Annotated in this window: 22 protein-coding genes; 14 read left to right on the top strand and 8 right to left on the bottom strand. The window is 63.5% G+C overall.

Annotated elements, in window-relative coordinates; translation table 11 throughout:
* Position 1: 1 nt before the first annotated feature.
* The gene (sucC, locus tag QFZ52_RS02550; protein WP_307496075.1) at positions 2–1,168 is read right to left on the bottom strand and encodes an ADP-forming succinate--CoA ligase subunit beta; all 1,167 of its coding nucleotides are present in this window, start codon (positions 1,166–1,168) and stop codon (positions 2–4) included.
* 237 nt (positions 1,169–1,405) lie between these two features.
* Positions 1,406–3,889, bottom strand: coding sequence for a DNA helicase PcrA (gene pcrA / locus QFZ52_RS02545; protein WP_307498630.1), 2,484 nt, complete (start codon positions 3,887–3,889; stop codon positions 1,406–1,408).
* Positions 3,890–4,291: 402 nt separating this feature from the next.
* Here pcrA and QFZ52_RS02540 point away from each other — a divergent pair, with 402 nt between their 5' ends.
* The 9 genes from QFZ52_RS02540 to QFZ52_RS02500 all read left to right on the top strand — a co-directional run bounded on the left by QFZ52_RS02540 (position 4,292) and on the right by QFZ52_RS02500 (position 15,284).
* Positions 4,292–5,743, top strand: coding sequence for a sugar transferase (locus QFZ52_RS02540; RefSeq protein WP_307496073.1), 1,452 nt, complete (start codon positions 4,292–4,294; stop codon positions 5,741–5,743).
* A gap of 222 nt (positions 5,744–5,965) precedes the next feature.
* Positions 5,966–7,081, top strand: a complete 1,116-nt coding sequence (locus QFZ52_RS02535; RefSeq protein ID WP_307496072.1) for a nucleotidyltransferase family protein — start codon at positions 5,966–5,968, stop codon at positions 7,079–7,081.
* A gap of 99 nt (positions 7,082–7,180) precedes the next feature.
* The gene (locus tag QFZ52_RS02530; protein WP_307496071.1) at positions 7,181–8,491 is read left to right on the top strand and encodes a UDP-glucose dehydrogenase family protein; all 1,311 of its coding nucleotides are present in this window, start codon (positions 7,181–7,183) and stop codon (positions 8,489–8,491) included.
* 3 nt (positions 8,492–8,494) lie between these two features.
* Positions 8,495–9,601: a glycosyltransferase gene (locus QFZ52_RS02525; protein WP_307496070.1), complete on the top strand. Its 1,107-nt coding sequence runs from the start codon at positions 8,495–8,497 to the stop codon at positions 9,599–9,601.
* Positions 9,598–10,680: a glycosyltransferase family 4 protein gene (locus QFZ52_RS02520; protein ID WP_307496068.1), complete on the top strand. Its 1,083-nt coding sequence runs from the start codon at positions 9,598–9,600 to the stop codon at positions 10,678–10,680. The genes QFZ52_RS02525 and QFZ52_RS02520 overlap by 4 nt, the downstream gene beginning before the upstream one ends.
* Complete coding sequence (locus tag QFZ52_RS02515; RefSeq protein ID WP_307496066.1) at positions 10,677–11,927, top strand: glycosyltransferase family 4 protein; 1,251 nt, start codon at positions 10,677–10,679, stop codon at positions 11,925–11,927. The genes QFZ52_RS02520 and QFZ52_RS02515 overlap by 4 nt, the downstream gene beginning before the upstream one ends.
* The gene (locus tag QFZ52_RS02510) at positions 11,924–12,811 is read left to right on the top strand and encodes a glycosyltransferase family 2 protein (protein ID WP_307496065.1); all 888 of its coding nucleotides are present in this window, start codon (positions 11,924–11,926) and stop codon (positions 12,809–12,811) included. Before QFZ52_RS02515 ends, QFZ52_RS02510 begins: the two co-directional genes overlap by 4 nt.
* Positions 12,812–12,836: 25 nt before the next feature.
* Positions 12,837–14,150, top strand: a complete 1,314-nt coding sequence (locus QFZ52_RS02505; protein WP_307496064.1) for an oligosaccharide flippase family protein — start codon at positions 12,837–12,839, stop codon at positions 14,148–14,150.
* A gap of 6 nt (positions 14,151–14,156) precedes the next feature.
* A complete protein-coding gene (locus tag QFZ52_RS02500; protein ID WP_307496063.1) occupies positions 14,157–15,284 on the top strand; it encodes a glycosyltransferase in 1,128 nt (375 codons plus the stop codon).
* A gap of 163 nt (positions 15,285–15,447) precedes the next feature.
* On the opposite strand, the gene QFZ52_RS02495 is transcribed toward QFZ52_RS02500, so the two are convergent.
* The 5 genes from QFZ52_RS02495 to QFZ52_RS02475 all read right to left on the bottom strand — a co-directional run bounded on the left by QFZ52_RS02495 (position 15,448) and on the right by QFZ52_RS02475 (position 20,838).
* Positions 15,448–16,806, bottom strand: coding sequence for an O-antigen ligase family protein (locus tag QFZ52_RS02495; RefSeq protein ID WP_307496062.1), 1,359 nt, complete (start codon positions 16,804–16,806; stop codon positions 15,448–15,450).
* Between the two features lie 103 nt (positions 16,807–16,909).
* Complete coding sequence (gene lepB, locus QFZ52_RS02490) at positions 16,910–17,680, bottom strand: signal peptidase I (protein ID WP_307496061.1); 771 nt, start codon at positions 17,678–17,680, stop codon at positions 16,910–16,912.
* The gene (locus QFZ52_RS02485) at positions 17,677–18,780 is read right to left on the bottom strand and encodes an ATP-binding protein (protein ID WP_307496060.1); all 1,104 of its coding nucleotides are present in this window, start codon (positions 18,778–18,780) and stop codon (positions 17,677–17,679) included. Before QFZ52_RS02485 ends, lepB begins: the two co-directional genes overlap by 4 nt.
* A gap of 269 nt (positions 18,781–19,049) precedes the next feature.
* On the bottom strand, positions 19,050–19,550 hold the full coding sequence (locus QFZ52_RS02480; RefSeq protein ID WP_307496058.1) for a hypothetical protein: 501 nt from the start codon (positions 19,548–19,550) through the stop codon (positions 19,050–19,052).
* A gap of 274 nt (positions 19,551–19,824) precedes the next feature.
* Positions 19,825–20,838 carry a helix-turn-helix domain-containing protein gene (locus QFZ52_RS02475; protein WP_307496056.1) on the bottom strand — a complete coding sequence of 338 codons (1,014 nt, stop codon included), beginning with the start codon at positions 20,836–20,838 and terminating at the stop codon, positions 19,825–19,827.
* Positions 20,839–20,929: 91 nt separating this feature from the next.
* Here QFZ52_RS02475 and QFZ52_RS02470 point away from each other — a divergent pair, with 91 nt between their 5' ends.
* Positions 20,930–22,459, top strand: a complete 1,530-nt coding sequence (locus QFZ52_RS02470; RefSeq protein WP_307496055.1) for a polysaccharide biosynthesis tyrosine autokinase — start codon at positions 20,930–20,932, stop codon at positions 22,457–22,459.
* Positions 22,459–23,100, top strand: coding sequence for an arsenate reductase/protein-tyrosine-phosphatase family protein (locus QFZ52_RS02465; RefSeq protein WP_307496052.1), 642 nt, complete (start codon positions 22,459–22,461; stop codon positions 23,098–23,100). The genes QFZ52_RS02470 and QFZ52_RS02465 overlap by 1 nt, the downstream gene beginning before the upstream one ends.
* Here the strand turns inward: QFZ52_RS02465 and QFZ52_RS02460 are convergent.
* Positions 23,045–23,518 carry a VanZ family protein gene (locus tag QFZ52_RS02460; RefSeq protein WP_307496051.1) on the bottom strand — a complete coding sequence of 158 codons (474 nt, stop codon included), beginning with the start codon at positions 23,516–23,518 and terminating at the stop codon, positions 23,045–23,047. The two genes, QFZ52_RS02465 and QFZ52_RS02460, sit on opposite strands and share 56 nt — an antisense overlap.
* A 105-nt stretch (positions 23,519–23,623) precedes the next feature.
* Here QFZ52_RS02460 and QFZ52_RS02455 point away from each other — a divergent pair, with 105 nt between their 5' ends.
* The 3 genes from QFZ52_RS02455 to QFZ52_RS02445 are packed head-to-tail and all read left to right on the top strand — an operon-like array spanning position 23,624 to position 25,789.
* Positions 23,624–24,001 carry a hypothetical protein gene (locus QFZ52_RS02455; RefSeq protein ID WP_307496050.1) on the top strand — a complete coding sequence of 126 codons (378 nt, stop codon included), beginning with the start codon at positions 23,624–23,626 and terminating at the stop codon, positions 23,999–24,001.
* Positions 24,002–24,029: 28 nt separating this feature from the next.
* Complete coding sequence (locus QFZ52_RS02450) at positions 24,030–24,710, top strand: LCP family protein (RefSeq protein WP_307496048.1); 681 nt, start codon at positions 24,030–24,032, stop codon at positions 24,708–24,710.
* 59 nt (positions 24,711–24,769) lie between these two features.
* Positions 24,770–25,789: a MauE/DoxX family redox-associated membrane protein gene (locus QFZ52_RS02445; RefSeq protein WP_307496045.1), complete on the top strand. Its 1,020-nt coding sequence runs from the start codon at positions 24,770–24,772 to the stop codon at positions 25,787–25,789.
* Positions 25,790–25,847: the final 58 nt, after the last annotated feature.

Genomic DNA, 25,847 nt, shown 5'->3' with positions numbered 1-25,847 from the left:
CTTAGCGGGCGTTGGCGAGCTCGGCGGCCTTGTCGGCGCCCTCGTCCATGGTGGCGGCGAGGGTCACCAGCGGGTGGTTGGCCTCGTTGAGGATGCGACGGCCTTCCTCCACGTTGTTGCCGTCCAGGCGGACCACCAGCGGCTTGTTGGCAGAGGAGCCGAGCTCGGCGAGTGCGCCGACGATGCCCTTGGCCACAGCGTCACAGGCGGTGATGCCGCCGAAGACGTTCACGAACACGCTCTTGACCTGCTCGTCACCCAGGATGACGTCCAGACCGGCGGCCATGACCTCGGCGGAGGCGCCGCCTCCGATGTCGAGGAAGTTGGCGGGCTTGACGCCACCGTGGTTCTCGCCCGCGTAGGCTACGACGTCCAGGGTGGACATGACCAGACCGGCGCCGTTGCCGATCACGCCGACCTCGCCGTCGAGCTTGACGTAGTTGAGGTCAGCGGCCTTGGCCTTGGCTTCAAGGGGATCAGCAGCGTCCTTGTCCTCGAGGTCCTCGTGACCTGGGTGGCGGAAGCCGGCGTTCTCGTCGAGCGAGACCTTGCCGTCCAGGGCGAGGATGTCACCTGCGCCGGTGCGGACGAGCGGGTTGACCTCGACCAGCGTGGCGTCCTCACCCTTGAAGACGTCCCACAGCTTGATGAGGACGGCGGCGACCTTCTCGCGGAGGTCCTCGGCGAAACCTGCGGCGGCGACGATCTCGTCAGCCTTGGCCTGGTCGATGCCGACGGCCGGGTCGACAGCGACCTTGGCCAGAGCTTCGGGGCGCTCGACGGCGAGCTGCTCGATCTCCATGCCACCCTCGACGGAGCACATGGCGAGGTAGTTGCGGTTGGCGCGGTCCAGCAGCACGGAGAAGTAGAACTCCTCGGCGATGTCGGCGCCCTGGGCGATCATGACCTTCTTGACCGTGTGGCCCTTGATGTCCATGCCCAGGATGTTGTCGGCGTACTCGAACGCCTCATCTGCGGTCTTGGCCACCTTCACACCGCCGGCCTTGCCGCGGCCGCCGATCTTGACCTGTGCCTTGACGACGGTGACGCCGCCGATCTTCTCAGCTGCGGCCTTGGCTTCTTCAGGGGTGGTCGCGACGATGCCAGCGAGCACGGGAACGCCGTGCGCCTCAAACATGTCGCGAGCCTGGTATTCAAACAGGTCCACGGTTCGGTGTCCTTCTACGTCGAGGTAGGTGTGCAGGCGCCTCCCCGTTACGGGTTATTGCGACCGTTCCGCAGGAGGTGCTCCACTGGGAACTTTAGCCCTGTGCGGGGCTGCGCCGCTCCCAGACTACCGGTTTCGTGACCAAGGCCACATTTCTATGATTTGTAGAACTCGCACCGGTTTTGTTATGGCGCCACGAGGCCTTGCGCAGCCCCTGCCGAGCCCGTTGTCCAGGCCTCAGCCTTCCACCTTCGTCACCGGCGCATACCGCAGCAGGAGCCGCTTCTCCCCCACCGGGAAACGGACCTTGGCCACGCTCTTGTCGCCTGCCCCTTCCACACTCAGCACCACGCCTTCACCGAAAGCGTTGTGGTTCACGCGGTCCCCGGGCGAGACGCTGATGACTTCCTTCTGCGGCTGGACCCGTCCCCGCACCACGGATGCGGGGACATCGGCGTCGAAGCCGGCGGTGCTGCTGGCCGCTGCGCCCCTGGCGTTGCGCGAGGCACCCGCACCCCAATACGAGCCGCCGTAGCGGCTGCTGCCGATGCCGTCGTTCGCCCACCCCGGGTTGACGGGCCGGGCAGTCCCCTCGCGCTCCCACTGGATCAACTCGCCGGGGATCTCGTCGAGAAACTGACTCGCAGGGTTGTACTGGCTCTGGCCCCACAGGCTGCGCACCTCGGAGCGCGTCACGTACAGGCGCTGCCGGGCGCGCGTGAGCCCCACATATGCCAGACGCCGCTCCTCAGCGAGTTCCTTCGGATCCGTCGCGGAGCGGGCATGCGGGAAGATGCCGTGCTCCATGCCGGTCAGGAACACCACAGGGAACTCTAGACCCTTGGCGGTGTGCAGGGTCATGAGCGTCACCACACCGAGCCGCCGGGCTTCCGCGACGGCCTCGTCGACGTCACCGGGCGTGTCCGGGATCTGGTCCGCGTCGGCCACGAGTGACACCTGCTCCAGGAAGTCCCCGAGCGTGCCCTCCGGATTCTCATTCTGGAACTCGCGGATGACGGCCACGAGTTCCGCCAGGTTCTCCACTCGGGACTCGTCCTGGGGGTCCGTGCTCAGCCGCAGCGCGGCCAGGTATCCGGTCTGCTCGAGCACGGCCTCCAGCGCGGCCACCGCGCCGGATCCGGATGCGACCTCCGCCAGGTCGTCCATCAGCTTCACGAAGCCGAGCACGGCGTTGAGGGAGCGGGTCGCCATGGCGGGGGCCTCGTCCGCGCGCCGCGCCGCGGCCATGAACGAGATGCGCTCCCTTTCGGCGAGAGATGCCACGGCGGCCTCCGCACGGTCACCGATGCCGCGCTTCGGCTCGTTGAGCACGCGGCGGAGGTTGACGTCGTCGTCCGGGTTCACCAGGACACGCAGGTAGGCGAGCGCGTCCTTGATCTCCTTGCGCTCGTAGAAGCGCGTGCCGCCGACCACCTTGTACGGCAGGCCCATGCGGACCAGGACGTCTTCGAGGGAGCGGGACTGCGCGTTCGTGCGGTAAAACACCGCGACGTCGCCGGGTCGGAGCCCCTCGGCGTCCTGGAGCCGGTCGATTTCGCGGGCGATGAACGCCGCTTCCTCATGCTCGTTCTCACCGACATAGCCGATGATCTTGGGACCGTCCCCGGACGCGGTCCAGAGACGCTTCTCCTGACGGTCCGGATTGCGGGAGATCACCGCATTGGCGGCGGTGAGGATGTTCTGGGTGGAACGGTAATTCTGCTCCAGCTTGATGACCTCGGCGTCCGGGTAGTCCTTTTCGAACTCCACGATGTTGCGGATGTCGGCGCCTCGGAAGGCGTAGATCGACTGATCCGAGTCGCCCACCACGGTGAGTTCGCTCGGGGGGACGGGTCCGCCGTCGCCAGTGCCGACGATCTCCTTCACCAGGGCGTACTGGGCGTGGTTGGTGTCCTGGTACTCGTCGACCAGGACGTGGCGGAAACGCCGCCGGTAGGACTCGGCAAGTGCGGGGAAAGCCCGGAACATGTAGACGACCTGAGCGATCAGATCGTCGAAGTCCATCGCGTTCGCCTGCCGCAGCCGCTGGGTGTACCCGAGATAGACCTCGGCGACAGCCCGGTCCATCGGGTTGTTCTCACTCGCCGTGGAAGAGAATTCCTCGGCGTCGATCAGCTCATTCTTGAGCGCTGAGATCTTGTGTGCGATCGCCTTGGGAGCGAATCGTTTCGGATCCAGATCGAGATTCTTAGCCACCAGAGTGATCAGGCGCAGGGAATCCGCCGAGTCATAAATGGAGAAATTCGAGTTCAGCCCCACATTGGCCGCCTCACGCCGCAGGATGCGCACGCAGGACGAGTGGAACGTGGAGATCCACATGCTCTTGGCCCGCGGGCCGATCAGGTTCTCGATGCGTTCCCGCATCTCGGCGGCGGCCTTGTTGGTGAACGTGATGGCCAGGATCTCCCCATGGTGGGCCCGTCCCGTCGCCAGAAGGTAGGCGATCCGGTGGGTCAGCACGCGCGTCTTGCCGGAGCCGGCGCCCGCCACGATCAGCAAGGGACTGCCCGCATGCACGACGGCGGCGTGCTGCTGCGGGTTGAGGCCTTCGGTCAGGGCCTCAGCGGAGGGGCCGCGGAACCCCTCGCGTTGCTGAGGAGCCAGGCCGCCTCCCGGGGCGTCGTTCATCCGCCCTCCTGCGCTGTTCTCGTCACGAGGGGCAGCTGGTGCGGGCGTGCTGGCATAGGGATCGAAGAGCATGTCCATGGTCTCTCCAGTTTAGGCGGGCCGTCTGACAGTCGCCGTCGCACCGGCAAATGGCACTCGAAGGCGGGCCGAGGACGGGTAACGAGGGCCTAAACCGATTAACCACTCAATTTCCGCACAAGATCCCGATAGTATCCGCAAGACCTCTCGAGACTTTTGGAAACAATTTGTGCCCCAGGCCACCTGGATTTAGGATTGTTCTGGACGTGTCAAGTCACAAGAACTCGCACTTCGAATACGTCATATTATTGGGTCTGCCGTGAGGCACTCAGGGGGAAGCTGTGGGGGCTTAAATCATGAATAGGTGTCTCATCCGAACAAGGCCGGTCTGCCTTGCGACCGCTGCCGCGTGTTCGCCTGGTCTGCGGAAGTGACGGACACCCGATGACTGCTTCGGTGACCACCACCAGCGAATTCCGCGCTATAAGTTCTGCCACGTGGCTGCGTTCGCATGCGCTCCGTATGCGAGTAACGGACATGTTATGTGTCGTGCTTGCCGTCGCGGGCGCCTACTTGCTTCGCTTCGGATTCGAGGACAGCATCGCGGTCAACGGCCGCGGAGTCGATGTTTCCTACGTGACTCTGTCGTTGTTCCTCATCGCCGCCTGGTGGCTCGTCCTCGAGTACACGGGCACCCGGGACCCTAAGGTCATCGGCACCGGTCTCGAAGAGTACCGGCGTGTGACTGCAGCGTCTCTCTGGCTCTTCGGCGCGGTCGCCGTTTTCTCCTACGTCCTGAAAATTGATACGGCACGTGGTTACGTTGCGGTCGCACTGCCTCTGGGTGTCGCATTCCTCATCACCGCTCGATGGACTTTCCGTAAGGCACTTCATCGCACCCGCCTCCGTGGCTTGAACCTGCATCGGGTCTTGCTGCTGGGGGCGGCCCACAGCGTGCAACATCTCAACGAAAAACTGGACCGGCATATCGTTTCCGGATATAAGCCGGTTGCCTGCATTCTGACCGACACGGACCTGACCGCTGGATCTTTGCCGGTGATCAGAACGTCTCCTACCGTCGAAAACGTTCTGGAAGCGATCGGACGATCCGAGGTGGATACCGTTGCCATCACCAGTGGCGCGGAGCTCGACCCGGTCTTCCTCCGCCACCTCGGCTGGGCATTGTCCGCCCGAGACATAGCCATGATCATGGCCCCGGCCCTGACCGACGTTTCCGGCCCCCGAATCCACATGCAACCGGTGGCCGGCCTGCCACTCATTCACGTCACGACACCGAAACTTGACGGGATGAAAGCGCTCGCCAAGCGATCGCTCGACATCATCGGTTCGTTGGGCATCCTCGCGGTTCTCGCGCTTCCCATGTTGATCATCGCGGCAATCGTCAAACTCGATAGCCCGGGCCCTGCCCTCTTCTATCAGGAGCGTATCGGCAAAGGCGGCCAGCCCTTCAAGATGATCAAGTTCCGTTCCATGCGGACTGACGCGGAAGACCTCTTCCATGAGCTCCAAGCACAGACGGGAGGCAGCATGATCTTCTTCAAGATGAAGAGGGATCCTCGGGTCACTCGTTTTGGAGCATGGATCCGCCGGTACTCGATCGACGAACTGCCACAGCTCCTCAATGTCTTCAATGGAACGATGAGCTTGGTCGGTCCCAGGCCGCAGGTGGCCCGGGAAGTGGAGATGTACGACAGTGCTTCCCACCGGCGGCTTCTCGTCAAACCCGGCATGACCGGACTGTGGCAGGTCAGCGGACGGAACGACCTCTCTCTGGAGGAGTCCATCCGCCTCGATCTCTATTACGTCGAGAACTGGTCGCTTGCCCAGGACATCCTGATCCTCTTCCGTACAGCGAAGGCGGTCGTCGCCAAGGATGGCGCCTACTGATCAGCCTGTCCGTCCGGAAGCCACGTCCGTCGATGTTCAGGGACTGGGCATGCGGAGAAAGTACTTCGAATTCTTCCTGGCCGCCCTGACACTCCGGGCGACCGGGAACTTCATCCGATGAAATGCCTTCGGATACGCTGACCGGTGAAGCTGAGCAACTCCCTCGCATCATCCATCATTCCCGACTCGCTTCGTCTCGTGATACCACCACGAAAGGAATCAATGACCGACTGGGTTGCCGTCGCCTATGGCGTTCTCGACCTCCGTGGATGGCCCCAGAACAGTTCAGAAGCGGAGATCATGGTTCTGGCGACAAAGCCCACCGAGCCTATTGGACTCTCTGGCCCGACGGCTGCGTTGTGGCTTCGGCTCGTTGACGGACCCGTTTCCGAAGACGATCTGGATTCGGCCGACGTGGAGTTGGTGCGTGAGTTCGAGGCTTTCGGGATCGCCTCACATGTGGAACACCATCCGGCGCGGACCAGGAACGTGTCTCCCCCGCGGCTTTCCTCTCCCCTTCATGAGATGGTCTATGCCCTGGTCGGCAGCGTGGCCCGTGATCAGGGCATTCCCTTGATCTTCATCAAGGGACCTATTCTTCATGTCCAGGGCCTTCGTGAGCGGGAACACTCAGGGGATGTCGATGTCTGGGTCGATCCCCACCGCTCCGAGGACCTCGTCCATTCACTGACATCGTGGGGCTGGCTTCCGGTTCCAGACGTCTGGAGTGGTATTCCCATCGACCACTCCATCACTCTCAAGCCCGACAGCTGGGGCTGCGAGCTCGATATCCACCACCACTTCCCGGGCGTTTCCTTGCCGGAGGAAGAGGCATTCGCAGAGCTGGCTGCCCGGACGATGCACATGGAGTTCGCGTCGGTCGACGTCACCGTTCCGTCGACGCCCGCTCATACAGTCATCGAAGCGCTCAACCTGACCCGGCCGGAAATCGGTGTCCCTCCCAACCAGGAGCGCAGGAAACAGGCCGCTATGATCCTCAAAGGCGGCGGGCGGGACGCACTCGAATTCACCGTGCGGCTCAAGGCCGATGCCGCCTTGGAGGACACCCTTCGTTCCGCATTTCCTGAGGATTTCCACGGAAGCAGCGGCAAACCGCCCTTGAACTGGCGGTGGCGCGAAGAAAAAAACCAGGCAAGAGCTTATCTGCTGGCACTCCGGTTGGTACCCCGGGGCTCCAGAGCGAAAGTCCTGTTCCGATTGATCTGGCCGAAATCAGACGTGGCAATCGCATCGAACAGCAGAGCGGGAGCGCAAACAAATAAGGTGCTCACCGCACGATTGCAAAGACTTTCCCGAGCCTTCAAGAGCCACCGTTGAGTGAACGCTCGGAGAAGTCACGGCGCCGCTCCTCGCTGACGGCGGCCGCTCGGCCCTATGACAGAATGATTCGGACATGAAAGTAAAAGTGGGGGAACTATGCGCCTATCGGTGATCGGTTGTGGCTACCTTGGCGCCGTCCATGCGGCAGCAATGGCATCCATTGGACATGAAGTTATCGGAATCGACGTCAATGAGGAAAAGGTCAACTCGCTTTCTCAGGGACGAGCCCCGTTCTTCGAGCCGCAACTCCAGGAGATCCTTCGTAGTGGACTGGATTCGGGGCGGTTGTCGTTCAGCACGGATATGTCGCACGTTCAAGGCGCCGCAGTGCATTTCGTCGGTGTGGGCACCCCCCAACAGGCCGGCGGCCACGCCGCCGACCTCCGCTTCGTCGACGCTGCCGTGAATGAGCTGCTTCCTTTCCTCGGGCCTGGCGACATCGTCGCCGGCAAATCCACTGTTCCAGTGGGTACAGCCGCTCGCCTCGCTGAGCTGGTGGCGCCCACGGGGGCAACCCTTGTCTGGAACCCGGAATTTCTTCGCGAAGGGTGGGCCGTGCAGGACACGATCGACCCCGACCGCTTCGTGACCGGAGTGCCATCCGGACCCGAAGGTGAAAACGCCGCCAGTGTCCTTCGGGACGTCTACCACCCTGCGGTCGCCAAGGGGACCCCGTTCATCGTGACCGACTATGCGACTGCCGAACTGGTGAAAGTCGCGGCCAATGCCTTTCTCGCGACCAAGATCTCGTTCATCAATGCCATGGCCGAAATCGCCGAAGCAACGGGCGCAGATGTTACGCAGCTTGCCGACGCCATCGGTCACGATCCTCGGATCGGGCGACGGTTCCTGGGCGCCGGCATCGGTTTCGGCGGCGGTTGCCTGCCCAAGGATATCCGTGCCTTTGCCGCTCGAGCCGAGGAATTGGGGCGTCGAGAGTCGGTCAATTTCCTCCATGAGGTCGATGCCATCAACTTGCGCCGGCGCGAACGAGCTGTGCAGCTCGTGATCGAAGGACTCGACGGCACCGTATTCGGAAAGCGTGTGGCGGTTCTGGGCGCTGCCTTCAAACCGCACAGCGACGATGTCCGCGATTCGCCCGCACTCGACGTGGCCGTCAGACTTCACGGCCTGGGTGCCGACGTCGTGGTGACCGATCCTGAAGCCCTCAACAATGCCAGCGCGCTGCATCCGCAACTCACGTATGTCGCGGAGAGGGATGATGCGCTGCGCGGAGCTGACGCCGTCGTGGTCGTGACCGAATGGGACCAGTACCGTCGAGAAATGAGTCCCTCTCACGTGAACGAGCTCGCGTCCGGCCGCGTCATCGTGGATGGCAGAAACTGCCTCGACCCGGCGGCTTGGCGTTCAGCCGGATGGACTTATCTCGGGATGGGGCGGCCCTGAGTCATGAGCGGTCTCATTGTTCACGAATGGATTGCCGCGTCAGGCGGGTCCGAGAAAGTCCTCGAATCCATGGCGGCGGCATTTCCCGATGCGTCCATCCAGTGCTTGTGGAATGACGCACCGGGACGCTTCGGCGAGCGCGAAGTCCGCGAGACCTGGCTGGCCAAGACTCCGTTGCGACGGCGGAAGGCGCTGGCTCTCCCGCTCATGCTCCCCACCTGGCGCCTGCTTGAGAGCCCCGAGGCTCATGACTGGACGCTGGTGAGTTCGCACCTCTTCGCCCACCATGTCGAGTTCCGGAATCGGCGCGAGTCTGCCCCGAAGTACGTTTACGCGCACACCCCGGCCCGCTACATCTGGACTCCGGAGCTCGACCTTCGGGGCTCCAACGCCGCCGTGCGCACGGTCGCCCCTCTGCTGAAATCCATCGATCGGCGCCGGGCCCAGGAGCCGACCGCGATTGCGGCCAACAGCAAGTTCGTCAAGGATCGCATTGAGGCGACCTGGGGGCGTGAGGCATCCGTCATCTACCCACCGGTTGCTGTGGAGCGGGTGCAACGGGTCGACGACTGGCGCTCCGAAGTCTCCAGCTCCGATGAGCTGAAGCTTCTGGACGGCCTCCCCGACGACTTCGTCTTGGGTATGTCCCGCTTCATTCCTTATAAGCGCCTCGACCTGGTGATCTCCGCGGGCGAGGCCGTGGGACTTCCCGTCGTGATCGCGGGCAAGGGTCCTGAAGAGGATCGTCTCCGCGCACTTGCTGCTCAGTCCTCCGTTCCGGTCCACTTCGTCATCGCACCGTCCGATGCGCTCCTGTTCTCCCTCTACCAAGCGGCGAGGGTGTTGGTCTTCCCAGCCATTGAGGACTTCGGCATCGTTCCAGTGGAAGCACAAGCGGCTGGAACGCCCGTCGTCACCGGCCCGATCGGAGGCCAGCTGGAGAGCCTGACTCCGGGGATCACTGGTGTCATCTCTGCGTCAACTGAGATCTCGGATCTGGCCCGCGCGATCGACGCGGCCTTGCGCTTGGACCCCTTCGACGGAGCGCAGGCGACCGCACATTTCGCAACCGCGCGATTCGAAGATGAGCTGCGGGCGTTCGTCACATGATCGTCGTGAACTGCCGCTTCCTGACCCAGAAGGTCACCGGCGTACAACGCTTTGCAGAGGAGATCGTCACGGCTTTGGCGCCACTCCGCGACGACCTCGTGCTGGTCGCCCCGCCGGGGCCTCTCCGCGAGACGTCCATTGCGGGAGTCTCTGTGCAGCAATGGGGCGCACACCAGGGCCACCTCTGGGAACAGTGGGACTTGCCACGTGCACTCACTCGGACCAAGAGGAACCCTCTGCTGCTCTCCCTGACGAACACCGGACCGATCCTGCGACGTCGTCAGGTGGTGACACACCACGATGTCACCTACGTTCGTCAGCCCCAGACCTATTCACCGCGGTTCCGGGCAGCGTACAGGCTCCTTTCAACACTGACGCTCCGGCCGGCAGCGGCTGTCATCACCGTCAGCGAATTCTCCCGCCAGGAGATCGCTTCCGTGTACCACCTTGATCCGGCCAAGATCACGGTGATCCCCAATGCGGCTGCACACGGATTCCACCAGGAGCCCGGCGGCAAAGCTGATACCCCATATTTCCTCGCGGTCTCCTCCCTCTTGCCGCACAAGAACATCGACCTCCTGGTCCGGGCGTTCCACCGCTATGCGGAATCGGCAGGTAGCAGCACACGGCTGAAACTGGTCGGAAGCACACCAGAAACAGTTTCCCGCACGAATAAGGGGAGAACGTCCACCCAGGCCGTGGACTATCTGGGGAGAGTGGACGACGACGAATTGCGGCACCTCTACGCCGCTGCCCGCGCTTTCGTCTTCCCTTCGCTCTACGAGGGTTTCGGCATCCCCCCGCTTGAGGCCCAGGCGTCCGGCGTGCCTGTCCTTGCCTCCGATGCCCCTGCGCTCCGGGAAGTGCTGGGGTCCTCAGCGCACTACTTCGCGAGGGAGTCCGAAGCATCACTCGTGGAGGGTCTCAGAGAACTCGATACCGACCTCACGCTGCGTGAGAGTCTCATCGATCTCGGGCGGAAGAACACCGCAAGATACTCCTGGGCGCGTTCCGCCGCGGCACTCGATCGGCTCCTCGACACGCAGGTCGACACACAGAGCGAAGGAGAACGAGCATGATCACATCCCGGTCTGCCTCGAACCGCCCGGCAGGCCGTGCAGTCGCCGTCTCGAGCGCCTTCGATGAAAACGCGATCCGGGCCATCGCAGCTGGTGCCGAGCGGCACGGGCTCTTGACTCGCCGAGCCATCCGAAACCAGGCCCCGCTGTTGTCCATCGCGCGGGCCTCATCTCGCGTGCTTCCACAGTTCGCCCTGCTTCAGCAGTTCGTCAGGAAGCAGAGCGCCCGCGTCGAGAGTGGTCGGCTCCGTCAGGATGTGCAGCTTGCCCCGATGGCGGAATTCACCAGAGTTCTCGGTGGCCGCATGCGATCGCCCCTCACCCATACCCTGGGCAACGCCGCGTGGAAAGTCGCATACGACAAATCCGCGCAAAATGTGGATTTCGGAGACGCCGAGATTCTCTTTTCCATGCCGGGATCTTCGCTGGAGACCTTCAAACGCAACTCCGACCGTGAACTCGTCCTCCACGAGATCGATGCGCATCCTCGCGTGAGAAATACGATGCTGGAAAGCTTCTTCGGCGCGCGACGGGCGCACGCGGAAATGTATCCGGAATGGTTCGTAGAGCGCATCGAAGCCGAACTCGACCTCGCTGACAAAGTGCTTGTCCCCGGGAGGGTAGTGGCCGAGCAGATGCTCTCCCACGGCATATCCGCGGAGAAAATCATCCAGATCCCGTACGGGGTGGACCCGGCCATCTTCCAGCCCCGCGAGCATTCCGGTGACGCGGACACGAGTATTGGCCGCCGCGTGCAGATTGTGTGTACAGCACAGATCTGTCTTCGCAAGGGAATTCCATTCCTGCTGGACGCAGTGCGGGGACTTCCTGTGGACTTGACGCTCGTGGGCCAAGTCTTCGACCGTCGAATCCTGCGCAACGCGCCTGACAACGTCCGGCTGGCCGGGGTGCTCACTGCGACTGAACTAGCCGACCTCTACGCCCGTTCGGACCTGTTCGTACTCCCATCAATCGAGGACAATTTCGGTTTGGTCGTCTCAGAAGCCGCGGCGTCCGGGCTGCCAGTCGTGACCACGAGAGAAGTGGGCGCTCACGTCTATCTTTCGGGCCATCACACGGTGCTCGACGCCGGGGACGCGCACCGTCTTCGAACGGTGCTCTCTGAGGCGCCCAGGTTGAGCTGGGAACGACGACAGACCATTTCACAAGAGGCGATCCAATCAGGATGGACAAGCTGGTCCCATTACGCCGACAACGTGCTCAAGGCGACAGGTGCAGTGTCATGACCGAGAGAATCACAAACGGCCGCCGGGTCAGTGCGGTAATCCCCACGATCGGGCGCCCGGAGTTGTATGACGCCGTCGCATCGGCACTTGCCCAGACCGAATCGCTGCATGAAGTCATCGTGGCTGCGGACACCTCAGACGAACTGATGCTTCCCGCCGACCCACGGGTGACGGTCGTTCGCACCGGTCCCCGCGCCGGTGGGAATGTGGCGAGAATGGCAGGAATCTCCGCTGCAAGCGGCGATGTGATCGCGTTACTCGATGACGATGACGTCTGGCACCCGGAGAAGCTTGCACTTCAACTTTCGTCGCTGGACGACTCGCAACGCCATTGGTTGTCAACGACAACGGTTCAGGAACCGAGTGGTCGGGTCTGGCCGCAGCGACTCTGGCATGCCGGCGAGCGGCTGCCGCACTACCTATTCCGGAAGACGGCCGTGAAGGGAGGCCAAGGAGCCATGCACACGTCCACGCTCGTCTTTCCGCGCGCCATGGTGCTGGCTCACCCCTTCGACGTGACCCTTCGCTTCCATCAGGACACCGACTGGCTGCTACGGCTCGACAGGGAAATCCCCGGTCTCGATATCCGCCAAGTAGTTCAGCCGCTGACCGAGCTGCGCGATGGGGGAGGCTCTGTTTCACGCGGTATCAAGCCCTCAGATTCATTGGCCTGGGCCCGGCGCGCCCTGCAGCACCTGGACAGACGTACTCGAGGAGATTTCCTCATCACCGTGACGTACTTTCAAGCATGGCGTCACCGCGATATCAAGACCGCGCTGAGGGTTCTGGCCACAGCCTTCACGTGGGGACGCCCGGGGTTTAAGACACTCCCCGCCGTGGCAATCCTGCCGTTGAAGGTGCTCACTAGGCGCGGAATTGCATAGCGAATCAGGCAAGGAGGCTACACCGTTGAAGAAGCTGGATTCCCGTGACATCGGACGCAATGCCCTCCTTTCAGCGATCGGCAATCTCTCGTTGCCCCTGTCCACCTTCCTTTCGGCTCCCCTGCTCGCCCGGGCGCTGGGGGTCGACGGTCGAGGAGAACTAGCCGCGGCGACGGCCCCTCTCATGCTTGCCCTCACCATCGCGATGTTCGGCATCCCGGAGGCATTGACTTTCGCAACAGCAAAGGCGTCTGCCGCGAGTCTTCAAGGGCTCCGCAGTGGAGGAGTGCTCTTGCTTCTCACCGGTGCTTTCGCCGGCATTGCGACGTTTTTTGCAGCACCATTGCTCTCCGCAGGAAACCAGGCCGTGGGACAGATCATCCAGCTGACCTGTGTTGCAATCATCCCGTCAGTGCTGCTCGGGGCACCCCGCGGGCTTGCATCGGGCATGCATCGCTGGAATCTGGTGAATCTGGAAAAGCTCCTCACCGGTATCGCCCGCTTCGGAGGAACATTGGCAGCGTTCCTCACAGGGACCTTGACTGTCGAGACTGCCACACTTTTCATAGCGTTGGCTCCAATCGTCGGAGGTTTGGCCTACATCGGTTCAATCCGGGAGCTGGTCAGGGGGCCGCGGACCGTGATGAGCGAGGCGCGGCCCGCGAATTTGGCACACTACGGCTTTCGAATGTGGCTCGGATCCGTCTCTGGTATCTTGCTCAGCCGCGTCGCCCAGCTGATCATGCTGCCGCTCGCCGGTCCAGTCGCGCTCGGTTACTTCGCAGTCGCAGTCAATATTTCGGATGCCTCGCTACTCCTGAACAACGCGATCCGGGACGTCACGATGTCAGCGGACGCCGCAGATCGGTCGACCCCGCGTCTGACAGCGACAGCCAGAATCTCCTTCCTTCTGTCGATGCTCGGCGGTATCGCCCTCGCCGCATCGCTTCCGCTCTGGTTCGTTCCCGCATTCGGAAGCGAATTCACGGGGGCGATCCCGAGCGTGCTGGTTCTCATCTCAGTCGGGGTGTTCGGAGTGCCCGGATCCATCGCCGGCGCGGGCCTCGCTGCACGAGGCCGGCCGGGCCTGCGGAGCCTCTCCCTCTTCATCGCGCTCGTATTCAATGTCAGCGTGCTCTTAGTGCTGTGTCCCCCGCTCGGTGCCGTGGGAGCCGCAATAGCCACGCTGGCCGGAAGCCTGGTCGCCTCCAATCTGAACATTCACTTCCTGAACCGTCAGCATGGCACCCGATTCATCGACTTCTACGCGATCCGCGGTGATGACCTCCGCGCGGCCGTCAGGCTGAGCCGGCGGGTGCTTAACATGAGGGGACGGTGACCCGTCATGTCGACTGAACGGCCCCGTGTTGCCATCTTCCGGGAGCTTCTCCTGGCAGGCTCTGAGACATTCATCCGCAATCAGGTGGACGCGCTGACGACGTGGGAAGGCGTGCTCTTCGGCCTGGACCTGGTGAATTCGCCGATCGCGTCCAGCGCAGATGTCCCCGTGATGCCGGGGGCAAGCAGAAACCGACGTCGCCTGCTGAAGATCACCCGATCGAGCAGAACTCTGCGCAGGACGTTGATGGAAATCGACCCGTCTCTGGTCCATGCTCACTTCGGGATGGACGCGGTCTTGCTCGTCCCCACCCTTCGCAAGCTCGGGCTGCCGCTCGTGGTGACTTTCCACGGCGTTGACGTGAATGTACTTCCACATCAGAAGGACCCACTCTCCCGGCTCTACCGTGCGCGCCTTCAGGAGTTGTTTTCCTACGCCTCCGCGCTCGTCACCAACTCTTCCTTCTTGGCTACGCGGTTGGAATCTCTCGGCGCACCTCCAGACCGAATCCACACTGTGCCGATCGGCATACCCCTTCCGGCCCCGGTTTTTGACACACAACCACGTCAGGGTGTCGTCTTCTTAGGTCGTCTGGCCGATGTGAAAGGCGTCGACGACGGGCTCCGTGCCTACGCGAGACTTCCTCAGGACCTCCGTGATGCGCACCCTCTGACGATCGCCGGTGACGGTCCCATGCGCGCTTCCCTGGAAAAGCTGGATTTCGAACTCGGCACAGGCGCGCGATTTGTCGGCGCCATTTCGCCCACGGACGCCGCTCGGCTTCTCTCCTCGTCTGCGGTCTTCCTCGGTCCGTCGAAGACAGCGGCCAACGGAGCCGTGGAGGCGTTCGGAATGGTCTTCCTCGAAGCAGCCGCGGCGGGTATCCCTTCCGTCGCCTACCGCTGTGGGGGCGTGCCCGAGGCGGTGCTCCACGAGCGCACCGGTCTGCTGGCTGAGGAAGGCGATGTCGCCGCCCTCAGCGCGAACCTCGAACGCCTGCTCGGCGACTCGACGTTCGCACACCTTCTTGGGCGCCAAGGTCGCGAACATGTTCAGAAGCGCTTCGACATCCAGCGCTGCACTCAGGTTTTGGAGACGCTCTACGACTCGATCGTGCACCGAAGCAGGCAGTGAAGTAATGAGTGTGCCGTGACAACCAGGACAACCGCAAGCGCACGGAGGCCTTGAATGTCCGTTCTCTTCGACATGTCTACCCCTGAATCATGCGCAAGTCCCATCACGCCACCCAAAATTCTGTGGTGGCGACATGATGGAAGCTGACTGGAACTTCTCGAATTTACTGGAATACGGTAGCTTTGCGCGCCTTTTCAAAGTCTGCCGACCTTGATGCGTCTTTCTTGAACGAGTAGCAGCGCCAGATCATCAATGCGGCGAATGGAATTGTCTGGGGAGTCCCGTAGAAGTCAGTGTTGTCATACATCGAGTGCGCAATCATCCAAGTAAAGGCCGCCAGCTCAAATGAGAGAGCCCAAGCATCGCGCTTTAGCTCAGCCCGTCGAATCCTGCGGATGTATGTGACGCCCACCATACCGATGATCGCCAGGATCAACAGCGCAGCGCCCGCCCCAGCTGATGCCCAAGCCGCGATGACCATGTTGTGCGGCGGAAGCATAGGCAAACCGTACCCGGAGGCGTCCTGGGCCCATCGCTCGCTCCAGCCGCCAGCCCCTAGTCCGAGCCATGGGCTCTCTTGGAAATAGCCCGCTGCCGCCGCCCACAATCTGTCCCTCGCGCTCGCGGATTCGTCGAGGCCCACAAGATATTCCGAAAGCTTCGACGCAATCAGGGCAAGCCCAAGCCCAACTGCCAGGAGCGATACAAAGCCGAGAACGGAGGAGGCGGAGTGCCGCTGACGTCGAATGACAGTCGGAAGAATCAAGAATACCGGGATCATGGAGAAGGCCAAGATCATTGCGGTCTTCGAATTCGTCGCGATAGCTCCGGCAAGGCAGAGCGCCGCCATGGCACCCGCCGGGAACGACCGCCTCCTGACGCACAACGCCAAGTAGATCAGCGCCCACACCGCCATGACCATCGAGGCCTTGTTGCCGTTCACGAAGAGCACTCCGCCTGATTTCAGCGGGTCGAGGACGTTGTTCCCCATGGTTCCGAACAGGTCTCGTCCCTCTGCGCCCAACAGAAGAGTCGGAATCGAGGAATGAAGGTACGCATCTTTGAGAGGAAGGTCAAGCCTGAAGACGATCGTACTGATGGACTGAATCGCAGCGATCGGAGCGGTGGCGATGGCAGTCAGCGCGAAGAGATCTTTGGGCTCGCCTTCTCCAATTGAGGCCGTCGCCAGACAGACTGCGCCCACTATGCATAACACGGTCAGCGAACTTCCCAATGCCGCCAACGGCCTGGGAGACCACGCCGCCGAAAGTGCATAAGTGACTGTCAACGCGAACAATGCCAACATCACTGGCTGACTCAGCATCCGGACGGCCGTTGAAAAGGTTCGGAGCAGAGTGCCGCCTGCGAACAGAGCTGACGGGCTGGCTGCCAGCAGAACGGGCGCGGGGCTCACCGAAGCAAAGATCGCATACACACCCCACACGAACTTATATCGAGGCAGAAAGATTCCGAGCAGGAGTACCACTACGGCGACTGCGCCGATCAAATAGTCAACCATCATTCATCCTTCGGGCCACGGAGAACTCGCAACGATCTCTGACTGCTTCCACGATGTCCGGAATGGATCGGAACGCCTTGCTGTCGAGCAGCTGGTCCGGGTCTTTTCACCCAACGCCTTTACCCCACTTGCTGAACGGGAACAGGAACCAGTCCACACGGCCGATGATCTCCTCGCGGGACGCCGTGCGGGCGCACCCTGGCGTGGCCGCGGCGTTGCGGCAGGAGATCACCGAATCCGACGAATTGGAGCGGTGGTCGCCCAGCAGCAGGTACTCGTCGGGCCCGAGCGTGACAGACCGGAAACACCGTGCCGTCCGTTGCGCGCCTGTGCAGGTCGAGGTCCCGTCAATCCACGGGAAATCCTGATAGATGTACGGTTCGTCGATCGCGGCGCCGTTCACGGTCACCTTGCCCTGCGCATCGCAGCAGGCGACGGTGTCACCGGGCACCCCGATCACGCGCTTGACCATGTACTCCGTGTTGCCCGGGCCGATCCCCGTCAGATCCCCGAACCAGCCGACGGCTGTGCGCAGGGCGCCGTGCTCACTCTGGGGACCCCAGGAGGCGGGCTTGCGGAAGACCACCACGTCGCCCCTCTCAGGCGACGAGCCGGCGTACGCGACCCGGTTGACGAGCAACCGGTCCCCCACGTTGAGGGTGTTCTCCATCGAACCGGAGGGGACCTGGTACACCTTGACCAGGAATCCCTGGACGAGTGCCACCGCCACCACGGCGAGGAGGATCTGGAACCACAAGGATTTGTGAAGAGGACGACGACGGCGTCCACCCCCCGGCGCCTGCGCCCCGCCTTCGCTGCCGTCCGGCGTCGTCGGGCGCGGCTCGGGCTGAGGTGCGCCCGCTGCTCCGGTGCTCATGCCGCCCGATCGGGGATCCGGCGAAGGAGCCCCGCATCCGCCAGAGCGCGCAGAACACCGCTGACCGCTTCTTCCAGGCCTCGGTCCGGCGGGGTGCCGAACATCGCCTCGACGTCGTGGGCGATCTTCTCGAAGTCCCCACCCGCGCACAGTGAGCGCCAGATGACCGGCCCGACGCCGTCGAGGATGTGCACCACCCGGCTCGTGTCGATGATGGCCGTCTGCCCGGAGGCTTCGACCGCGTCCAGCACCGGCTCCGGCACGTAGGTCACCTCGTGCAGAGAGCTGTGGGCGCCAGGAGGATCCTGGACCGGAAGGACGGGTTCCCACGTCTCAGACGGGCTTGCAGTGAGAAGCTGTGGAACCAGGGGCGGCACATCCGAGGCCTCCCGATAGGTGACCTGACGGATGGCGCCGCAGCGGTCCACCAGCCGCGCCATCATCTGGAGGGGTTCCTCGAGGTCCGCGAGGTAACTGACTTCGGGGACTATCGCCGCAAGAGCCTCGCACAGTTCCAGCGTGGTGATCTCAGGCGGGCCCTGCAGATCCGGCACCCGGGACACCAGGACCAGGCCGGCCAGGCGCAAGCCGGTCCCGGGCAGTTCCTTGAGGCCGAGGAGCGACGGAGCGACCTGCTCCTTGTGCGCTTCCCCTTCGCGGATGATGGAAAGGGGCTTCCGGTAGGAATGGACCGTGCCGTCGGGCTCGATGCCCACGGTCTCGTCCGTGACATACGAATAGTGCTGTCCGAGTGTGCGGGCGAGAGTGGTCTTCCCACGGCCCGAGGGCCCGATGAAGGCGAGAACCCGCCCGTCCTCATCCGCCACTCCGGCCGCGTGGAGCATCAACAGCCGGCCCCGGCGGCCTTCGATCGCGGCGAGCGTCGCATGGGTGGAGAGGTCCGCGATCGAGCGACCCAGGTTCTCCTCGTCAGGAAAGGGCCAGCTGAGCTCGAAGACATCGGTCGCTCCCGACATCACGTCATGGTCATCCGCACCGGCATCGACCCACGGATCCCGCAGGGCCTGGAGGCGCGTCTCATCGAGGGAATGGGCCGAATAGTCCAGGCGCACCCGCACCACTCCACCCAAGGCATTCACGAGAATGTCGTCGGACTGCAATTTCCCCCCACACCAATGATTTCTTCAACCAAAAGTCATGCCATACGACAATGTCGTCGACCCCTCCGAATACCCTAGTTCACTCCCCAGGAAGCGCGAAACGCGCCAGCAGAATTGCTGACGCGTTTCACGATGCAGGTGGACGAAAGGTTCCTGCCCTCGCGTTCCTCGTCCGACCGGCCTGAAAGCCGGTGCCGGCGAGGTGGTGGCCCCGGGCATTCCGCCAGCCCCTCCGATGAGGGGAATGATCAGGCTGCGCTGCAGAGCACCAGCGTGGAGTTGACCGAACCGGTGAGCTTTCCGCCGGTGGCGGTGTAGCCACTGGGCAGGGCGACGGTGGCGTTCAGGCCGAAGGCGACGGTGAGTGACAGGGTGGTGCGCAGGTTGAGCGTGGTGCCAGCCGCGAGCGGAGCGGTCAGCGTGATCTGACGGCTGGTGCCGCTCAGGACGTTCACCGTGGCCACGCCACCGGTGACGCTGAAGACGCCGATGTTGGCGACGCCCGAACCGGAGATGGTGATGACGGTACCGGCCGGAATCGGAGCGGTGGCGGAGGCGGTCAGAGTGAAACCCGGGCCGAGAACACCGAGCACACCACAGGTGCCGTTCAGCGCCAGGGCGCCCAGTTCGGAAGTGGACGCGCTGGCGGCCGGAGCGGCGACAGCAGCGGCGATGACGGGCACGGACCACGCGGCGCCCTTGACGACGGCGCGACGGCTGGCGGAGTTGGAAAGCTTAAGTTCGCTCATGGTTCCTCAATGTTTCGAATCACGACAAAAGTCTGTGGGCAACGGAACCTTGCGAATGCTGGTTCCCCCCTGGTGATTGAGAGCCTAACCACGGGCTTGAGGGCCCGAACGCCATTCCGGGAAAGTTGGCGCTTAACGACACAAGATCTGCGCGAAACGTGCTTTATGGCGATCTCTGCGACCTTGCTTTACCCTTCATCGTTCGAGGTCGAGGGGCATACGCCACCTTCAAGAGAACGTTTTCGGGAGCCTCCTCTCGGATATTAAAGCGGACTTATTCCGAGAGAGGGGCACGCCCTTCACGCATTTCGCGCGGTCCGCAGCCATAGAGTTCATCCAGCGCCCGCCGAAGAGCGGCCGTGGTGCCAAAGCCGGTCTGTTCCGCGATCTGCTGCACGCTCAGCACGTCGTAGCGGGAATCCGTCAACAGGTTTTTCGCCAACCGGCCCCGCTGGCGCCGGATCTCTGCAGCAATGGAATTTCCGACCTCCGCAAAGGATGCCTGAACCCTGCGCAGAGACGATTGCACGGCCTTCGCCACGGCCTCGGGATTCAGCTGCTTGTCAGCGCACCGCTGAGCGATCACGGCCATGGCCTCATCGCGCAACGCGGAGGACGCCGATCCCGGCGCCCAAGAGGAGCCGCAGTGTTCCAGCAGCACGCTTCCGGCCAGTTCCAGGACGATCTGCTCCGAGGCATAGTCCTCGATGGAAGATCTCCGATGCTCTACCGGATGTCCCATCATCGCGCGGATGAAACTGTGGGTCGCTCTGTCGAGCCTGGTCAGAGCCGGGAAGAACTGAACACCGGACAGTGCGTGCGGAGCGAACGTCTCCGCCGTGCTCCGGGACAGCCGGATCCGGTCGACGTCGCCGTGGTTACGAAACGGGGATCTCACCTCGGCCCCACCGGGAACGACCAGCAAGGCGTCACTCCGCTCCCTCGACGTCCCGTCCACCGGATTCACGACGACTGCTCGGTTCACATAGAAGAGGTCCACCCACTCTGCGGGGAAAACCAGAGCCGAAAGCTCGCCCTCGATGTGACTGAGAACGATTTCCCCCACCACACACTCCGCGACATCACCCGCGTCGGGCTTTCCGCTGTCAAACGACGGCGACCCACCCGGCTCTGACCGGCTCGCCAGAACATCATGCCGTTCCACAATTCCCCCCACCAGGCGGACCACAAACCATTCGCCGACCGCACATCGCTTTGCCGTCAGCTCCGGGCGATTTTCGCCTCTAGCTTGCGACACCAATGTCAACCACAAGTTATTGAGTAACACTTTAGATCCACGCGCTAGGATGTTCAGGATGCCAGGCCTCTGCACTGGCGCTGGGACTCTTTCTTCACCGCACCACCAAGGGGATATGTACATGGAGCTGACCGATTACTGGAAAATTCTCAGGGCACACTGGGTTTCCGTCCTCGGCATCACGGTTCTGGGCGTCCTGGTGGCGTTCGGCTGGAGTCTGCTGCAGCCCAAGGTGTACAGCGCCGATGCCAGCGGCATCGTTTCGATCGGTGTGAACAAAGACATCGGCACTGCCATGGCAGGCGAAAGCTACTCCAAGTCCCGCGCGAAGTCCTATTTGGATGTCGCCAAGTCCAGGACCGTCGCCGAGCGAGTGATCACCGATCTGAAGCTCAAGGACATCGCTCCGGAGCAGCTCATCGGTCGAATTTCCGCACAAAATCCGCTGGATACGGCGACGCTGAAGTTCACAGCTGAAGCGAACACGCCCGAAGGCGCCCGTGATCTTGCCGAAGCCTGGGTGAAAGCTGTAGGACAGCAGGTCGCCCAGATTGAGAATGCCGGCGGAACCTCCAAGGAAAAGTCGATCGTCGTCTTTCAGTCGCTGGACTCGGCACAATTGCCCACCTCCCCGACCTCACCCAACACGAAGCTGGCACTGATCATCGGTCTCGCCGCAGGTTTCATCGTGGCGATCCTGTATGCGTTCCTGCGAAACGTCTTCGACCGCCGCGTCCGCTCCGCCGTGCAGGTGGAGGCAGAGACCGGGCTGTCCGTGATCGGCACGGTCCCCTTCAACAAGGACTTCGACAGCACGCACCGCATCGTCGCTTCACACGGCGGCAACGACCTGGACAACACGAGCCAGCAGGACCATGCCGTCGCGGAAGCCATCCGTGAGCTGCGCACCAACCTCCAGTTCATGGATGTGGACAACCCGCCGCGCATCATCGTGGTCAGCTCGGCCCTGCCGGGCGAGGGCAAGACCACCGTAGTGGCGAACCTCGCCCAGACCATCGCGGCTTCCGGCCAGCGCGTCGTCGTGGTCGACGGCGACCTCCGCCGCCCCACGGTGGCCAAGACGTTCGGCCTTCTCACCACGATCGGCCTCACCGACGTGCTGATCGGCCGTGCGAACCTGAACGAGGTTCTGCAGCCCTGGGGCGAGAGCGGCAACCTCTACGTCCTCGGCGCGGGCTCCGTTCCGCCGAACCCCAGCGAGCTGCTCGGCTCCAACGTCATGCAGAAGATGCTGCAGGACATCGCCAAGCACGCGATCGTCCTGATCGATGCTCCCCCGCTGCTCCCCGTCACCGACGCCGCCATCCTGACGGCCCAGACGGACGGCGCCCTCGTGGTCACGCGCTCCGGGAAGAGCACCTACGACGAACTCAAGCGCGCCCTCCAGAACCTGGAGCGCGTCAAGGGCCGTCCGCTCGGCATCATCATCAACGGCGTGCCCCGCAAGTCCGCCTCGGGCGCCGGCTACGGCTACCAGTACTACACGTACTACAACCGCAAGGACGCCGGCGACAAGTCGCCCCGCGCGAGCCACGTGCCGGCCACCGAGTCCACCCCGGTGAGCGAGACCGAGCCGGTGGAGCTCGAGCCGCAGCGCCACATGCGCCGTCGGGACCGTAGCAGGGCCTGATGTCCCGTTCCGCCGCCTCCGCCCGGAAGCCGCCGTCGACCGTTCTGACCGTGTGCATCGGCAACATCTGCCGCTCGCCCCTGGCCGAACAGCTGCTGAGGGCTCGCCTGGCCCAGACCGGCCTGAGCGATTTCGAACTGCTCAGCGCCGGTCTCCAGGCTGTGGTGGGTGCGCCCATGGAGCCGTGGCCCGCCGCCCTGTCCCAGGAATACGGGGGTGATCCCTCGGGGGCCGTCGGGCGTCAGATCTCGGCGGAAATCGTGGGGGCCTCGGACTTGGTGCTGACCATGACCCGGGGCCAGCGCGACGACCTGGTCAAGCGCTACCCCACCGCCGCGCAGCGGACGTTCACCCTGGCGGAGTTCGGCCGGATCCTTGAGGCGTTGCCGCCCGCGGAGGACGGCGCGACGGCGACCGACGTACCGCTGTGGGGTCAGCCGACGGAAGCGGCGGCCGGCTCAGTCCTGAGCGGCGTGGTGCGCACGGCGTCGTCGTCCCGTCATCTGGCACCGCTCTCAGCGGAGGACGATGTGCAGGACCCGATCAACAAGCCGGAAGACGTGCATCGTGCGGTGGGACGCCAGATCAGTGAGTTGACCCAGCGGATCGCCGCAGGCCTCGGCCGGCGCCTCGCGCACTGAGGCGGGACGTGATGGCCAGGAACACCTTCAACACCAGCACACCGGCCACGGTGCCCAGGGTGTTGGCGATGACGTCAGACAGAGCCGTCACCCGGCCGGGAATCACCAGCTGCAGGAGCTCGATCGCGGTGGACAGAACGGCCCCGCTGAGCACCACGGCCCAGCTCGGCAAACCCGGACGGCTCAATAACCGGAGGAAGAATCCCCACGGCATGAACAGCACGACGTTGGACAGGAACTCGACCGCCACTTCGGCCGGCTGATGGGGGATCCCAACCGTGGAGAGGACATCGGCGATGACGGAGACGAATCCGGTCACATGGCGCGCGTCATCCGCCGGGAGAAGCACCACCAGGAGAAGCGCCACCATGTACAGGGCGAACGCCCCACGGGCTGAGGTCAGCCATCCGCGCGTCATGGAACACCTTTCTCCGACAGAACGACTTCAGCAGGCTACAGGACATGACCACCTGATCACGCCGGGAGGATCTCCTCTTCCCGCCCGAGCAACACCGAGGAAGCCATGAGCCCCACAGATCTCCCGTCGGAATCCTCCGCGGACTCGACCGCGGTCCCGCCGGCGACGCCCCGGAAACGGAAGAGGCGGGTCGCCCTCTGGACTCTGGTCAGCTTCGCCACGATCGTGGTGCTGGCCGGTATGGCCGCGTTCATCTACATCGCCGGCCTGATGAACACTTTCGACTCCAAGACGGCCAAACTCCCCTCCGCCTTCCCGGCGGAGAGTGAGCGGCCCGCCGTCACCAAAGTGGGCGACAAGGCGGCTGTGAACATCCTCCTGGTAGGTTCGGACAGCCGCGGCGCCACGAAGGACACCGCCGAGGCCGGGAACGCTTCGGACCAGCGATCCGACAGCCTCATGCTGTTCCACGCTGCCCGCTGACCGGAAGAACGCCTACCTCATCTCGATCATGCGTGACACTTGGGTGCCCATCGCCGGGCACGGTGAGGCGAAGATCAATGCGGCCCTGGCCTTCGGTGGGGTGCCGCTCCTCGTCCAGACGGTCGAGGGTCTCCTCAAACAGAGGATCGACCATGTGGCCTTCATCGACTTCGAGGGCTTCAAGGGGCTCACCGACGCGGTCGGCGGCGTCGACGTGGACGTGCCTGTGCCGTTCACTTCGACCGGGTACGGGAAGAAGGGCGTCTACTACCCCAAGGGCATCATGCACATGGACGGGACCACCGCTCTGGCCTTCGTCCGTGAGCGGTATGCGTTCAACGACGGCGACTACCAGCGGGTGCGCGACCAGCGGATCTTCCTGCGCTCCCTGATGAACAAGATCGCCAAGCCTGAGGTCCTCGCCAACCCGGGAACCCTCAGCTCGATCGTCAACGAGATCTCCCCGTTCATCACGGTCGACTCTGCCCTCACCGGGCAGAAGGCCGGGGAGCTCGCGCTGGACCTCAAGGACATCCGGCCGTCGACCACGGTCATGTTCACGCTTCCCACGCTCGGGACCGGCTGGTCCCCTGACGGGCAGTCGATCGTGAACCTGGACACCGCCAAGGCGACCGGTCTGGCTGACGCCCTGAAAGCCGGGAAGATGCCCGATTTCGTGGCGGCCAATAACCTGAAGAACGGCAACTGAGCATTTCCACCGCTATCGCGCACGCACGCAAACCGTACTAAGGAATCAGTGGAGGAACTTTGACACCGGATGCGCTCGTCCTCGCTCCGATCGGTCTCGCGGCCGTGCTCGTCCTGAGCGGGATTGCCAAACTGCGGGACCGTGAATCCATGCTCAGCGTGGTGACGGAACTCCGCCTGCCGGGATTTCTGCGCCATGACTATTTCGCGTGGCTGCTGCCCTGGAGCGAAATTCTGCTCGCGGTTCTGCTGCTGTCCCCGTGGCAGGGGACATTCACGGTCGCTGCGATTCTCTCGCTGGGACTGTTCATCGCCTATTGGGCGGTCATCGCCCGTGCCCTGACCTTCGATCCCCGGCCGAATTGCGGATGCTTCGGCCGGATCGGTGATCAGAGTGTTTCGGTCAAGACGCTCGTCCGGAATTCCCTTCTGGTGCTCCTCGGCGTTCTCACGCTCTGGCTGGCCCTCAGTGGCGGCGCCGTCCCCTCCGTGATCGGCCGCGACTTCACGGTTCTCTGGTGGATCGCCGACGTCGCGCTGCTCGTGGCCCTCACGGTCCTGGTCGTGACCCGGTCGGGGCAGAACCAGTCCGGCCCCGTGCCGCACACGCCAAGCGGGGACACGAGTGCCGATGTGTCGGATCCCGAGGACGAGGACTACGCCCGCGACCCGATTCCAGCAGCCCTGCTGCAGTCGGAGGACGGCGGGGTCCAGACGCTGCGGGAACTCGCGTCGGCCAAGGCCCAGCTCCTGGTGGCTTTCAATTGCGTCTGCAAACCGAGCCACGTGGCGGCCGGCAAGGTGGCCGAGTGGAGCGAGCGCCTCCCCGAGGTCGACGTGAGGATCCTCAGCACGGTGCCGCACCAGCCGCTCCGTCGCTCCATCCCCACGGCCGAGGGCGTCCTCTATGACCACGAGAGCCTCGCCTGGAGGGCGCTCGGCCTGACGAGTTCCCCGTCCGCGGTGCTCCTGGGGGCGGACGGCTATCTGGCCGGCGGCCCGGTGGAAGGACTCGACGAAATGGAGAGTTTCGTCGAGGAAATAGCGGAGGTCCTGCGCGAGGCCGCAGAACAGCGCTGACCGTCCGCGCATCACCCTGAACTGCGAATTTCATCACGACGACGTCGGCGGCCGGTCC

It is taken from the genome of Arthrobacter woluwensis, assembly GCF_030816155.1.
In the GTDB taxonomy this organism is placed as follows: domain Bacteria; phylum Actinomycetota; class Actinomycetes; order Actinomycetales; family Micrococcaceae; genus Arthrobacter_E; species Arthrobacter_E woluwensis_A.
This window is presented reverse-complemented; position numbering and strand designations above follow the sequence as displayed.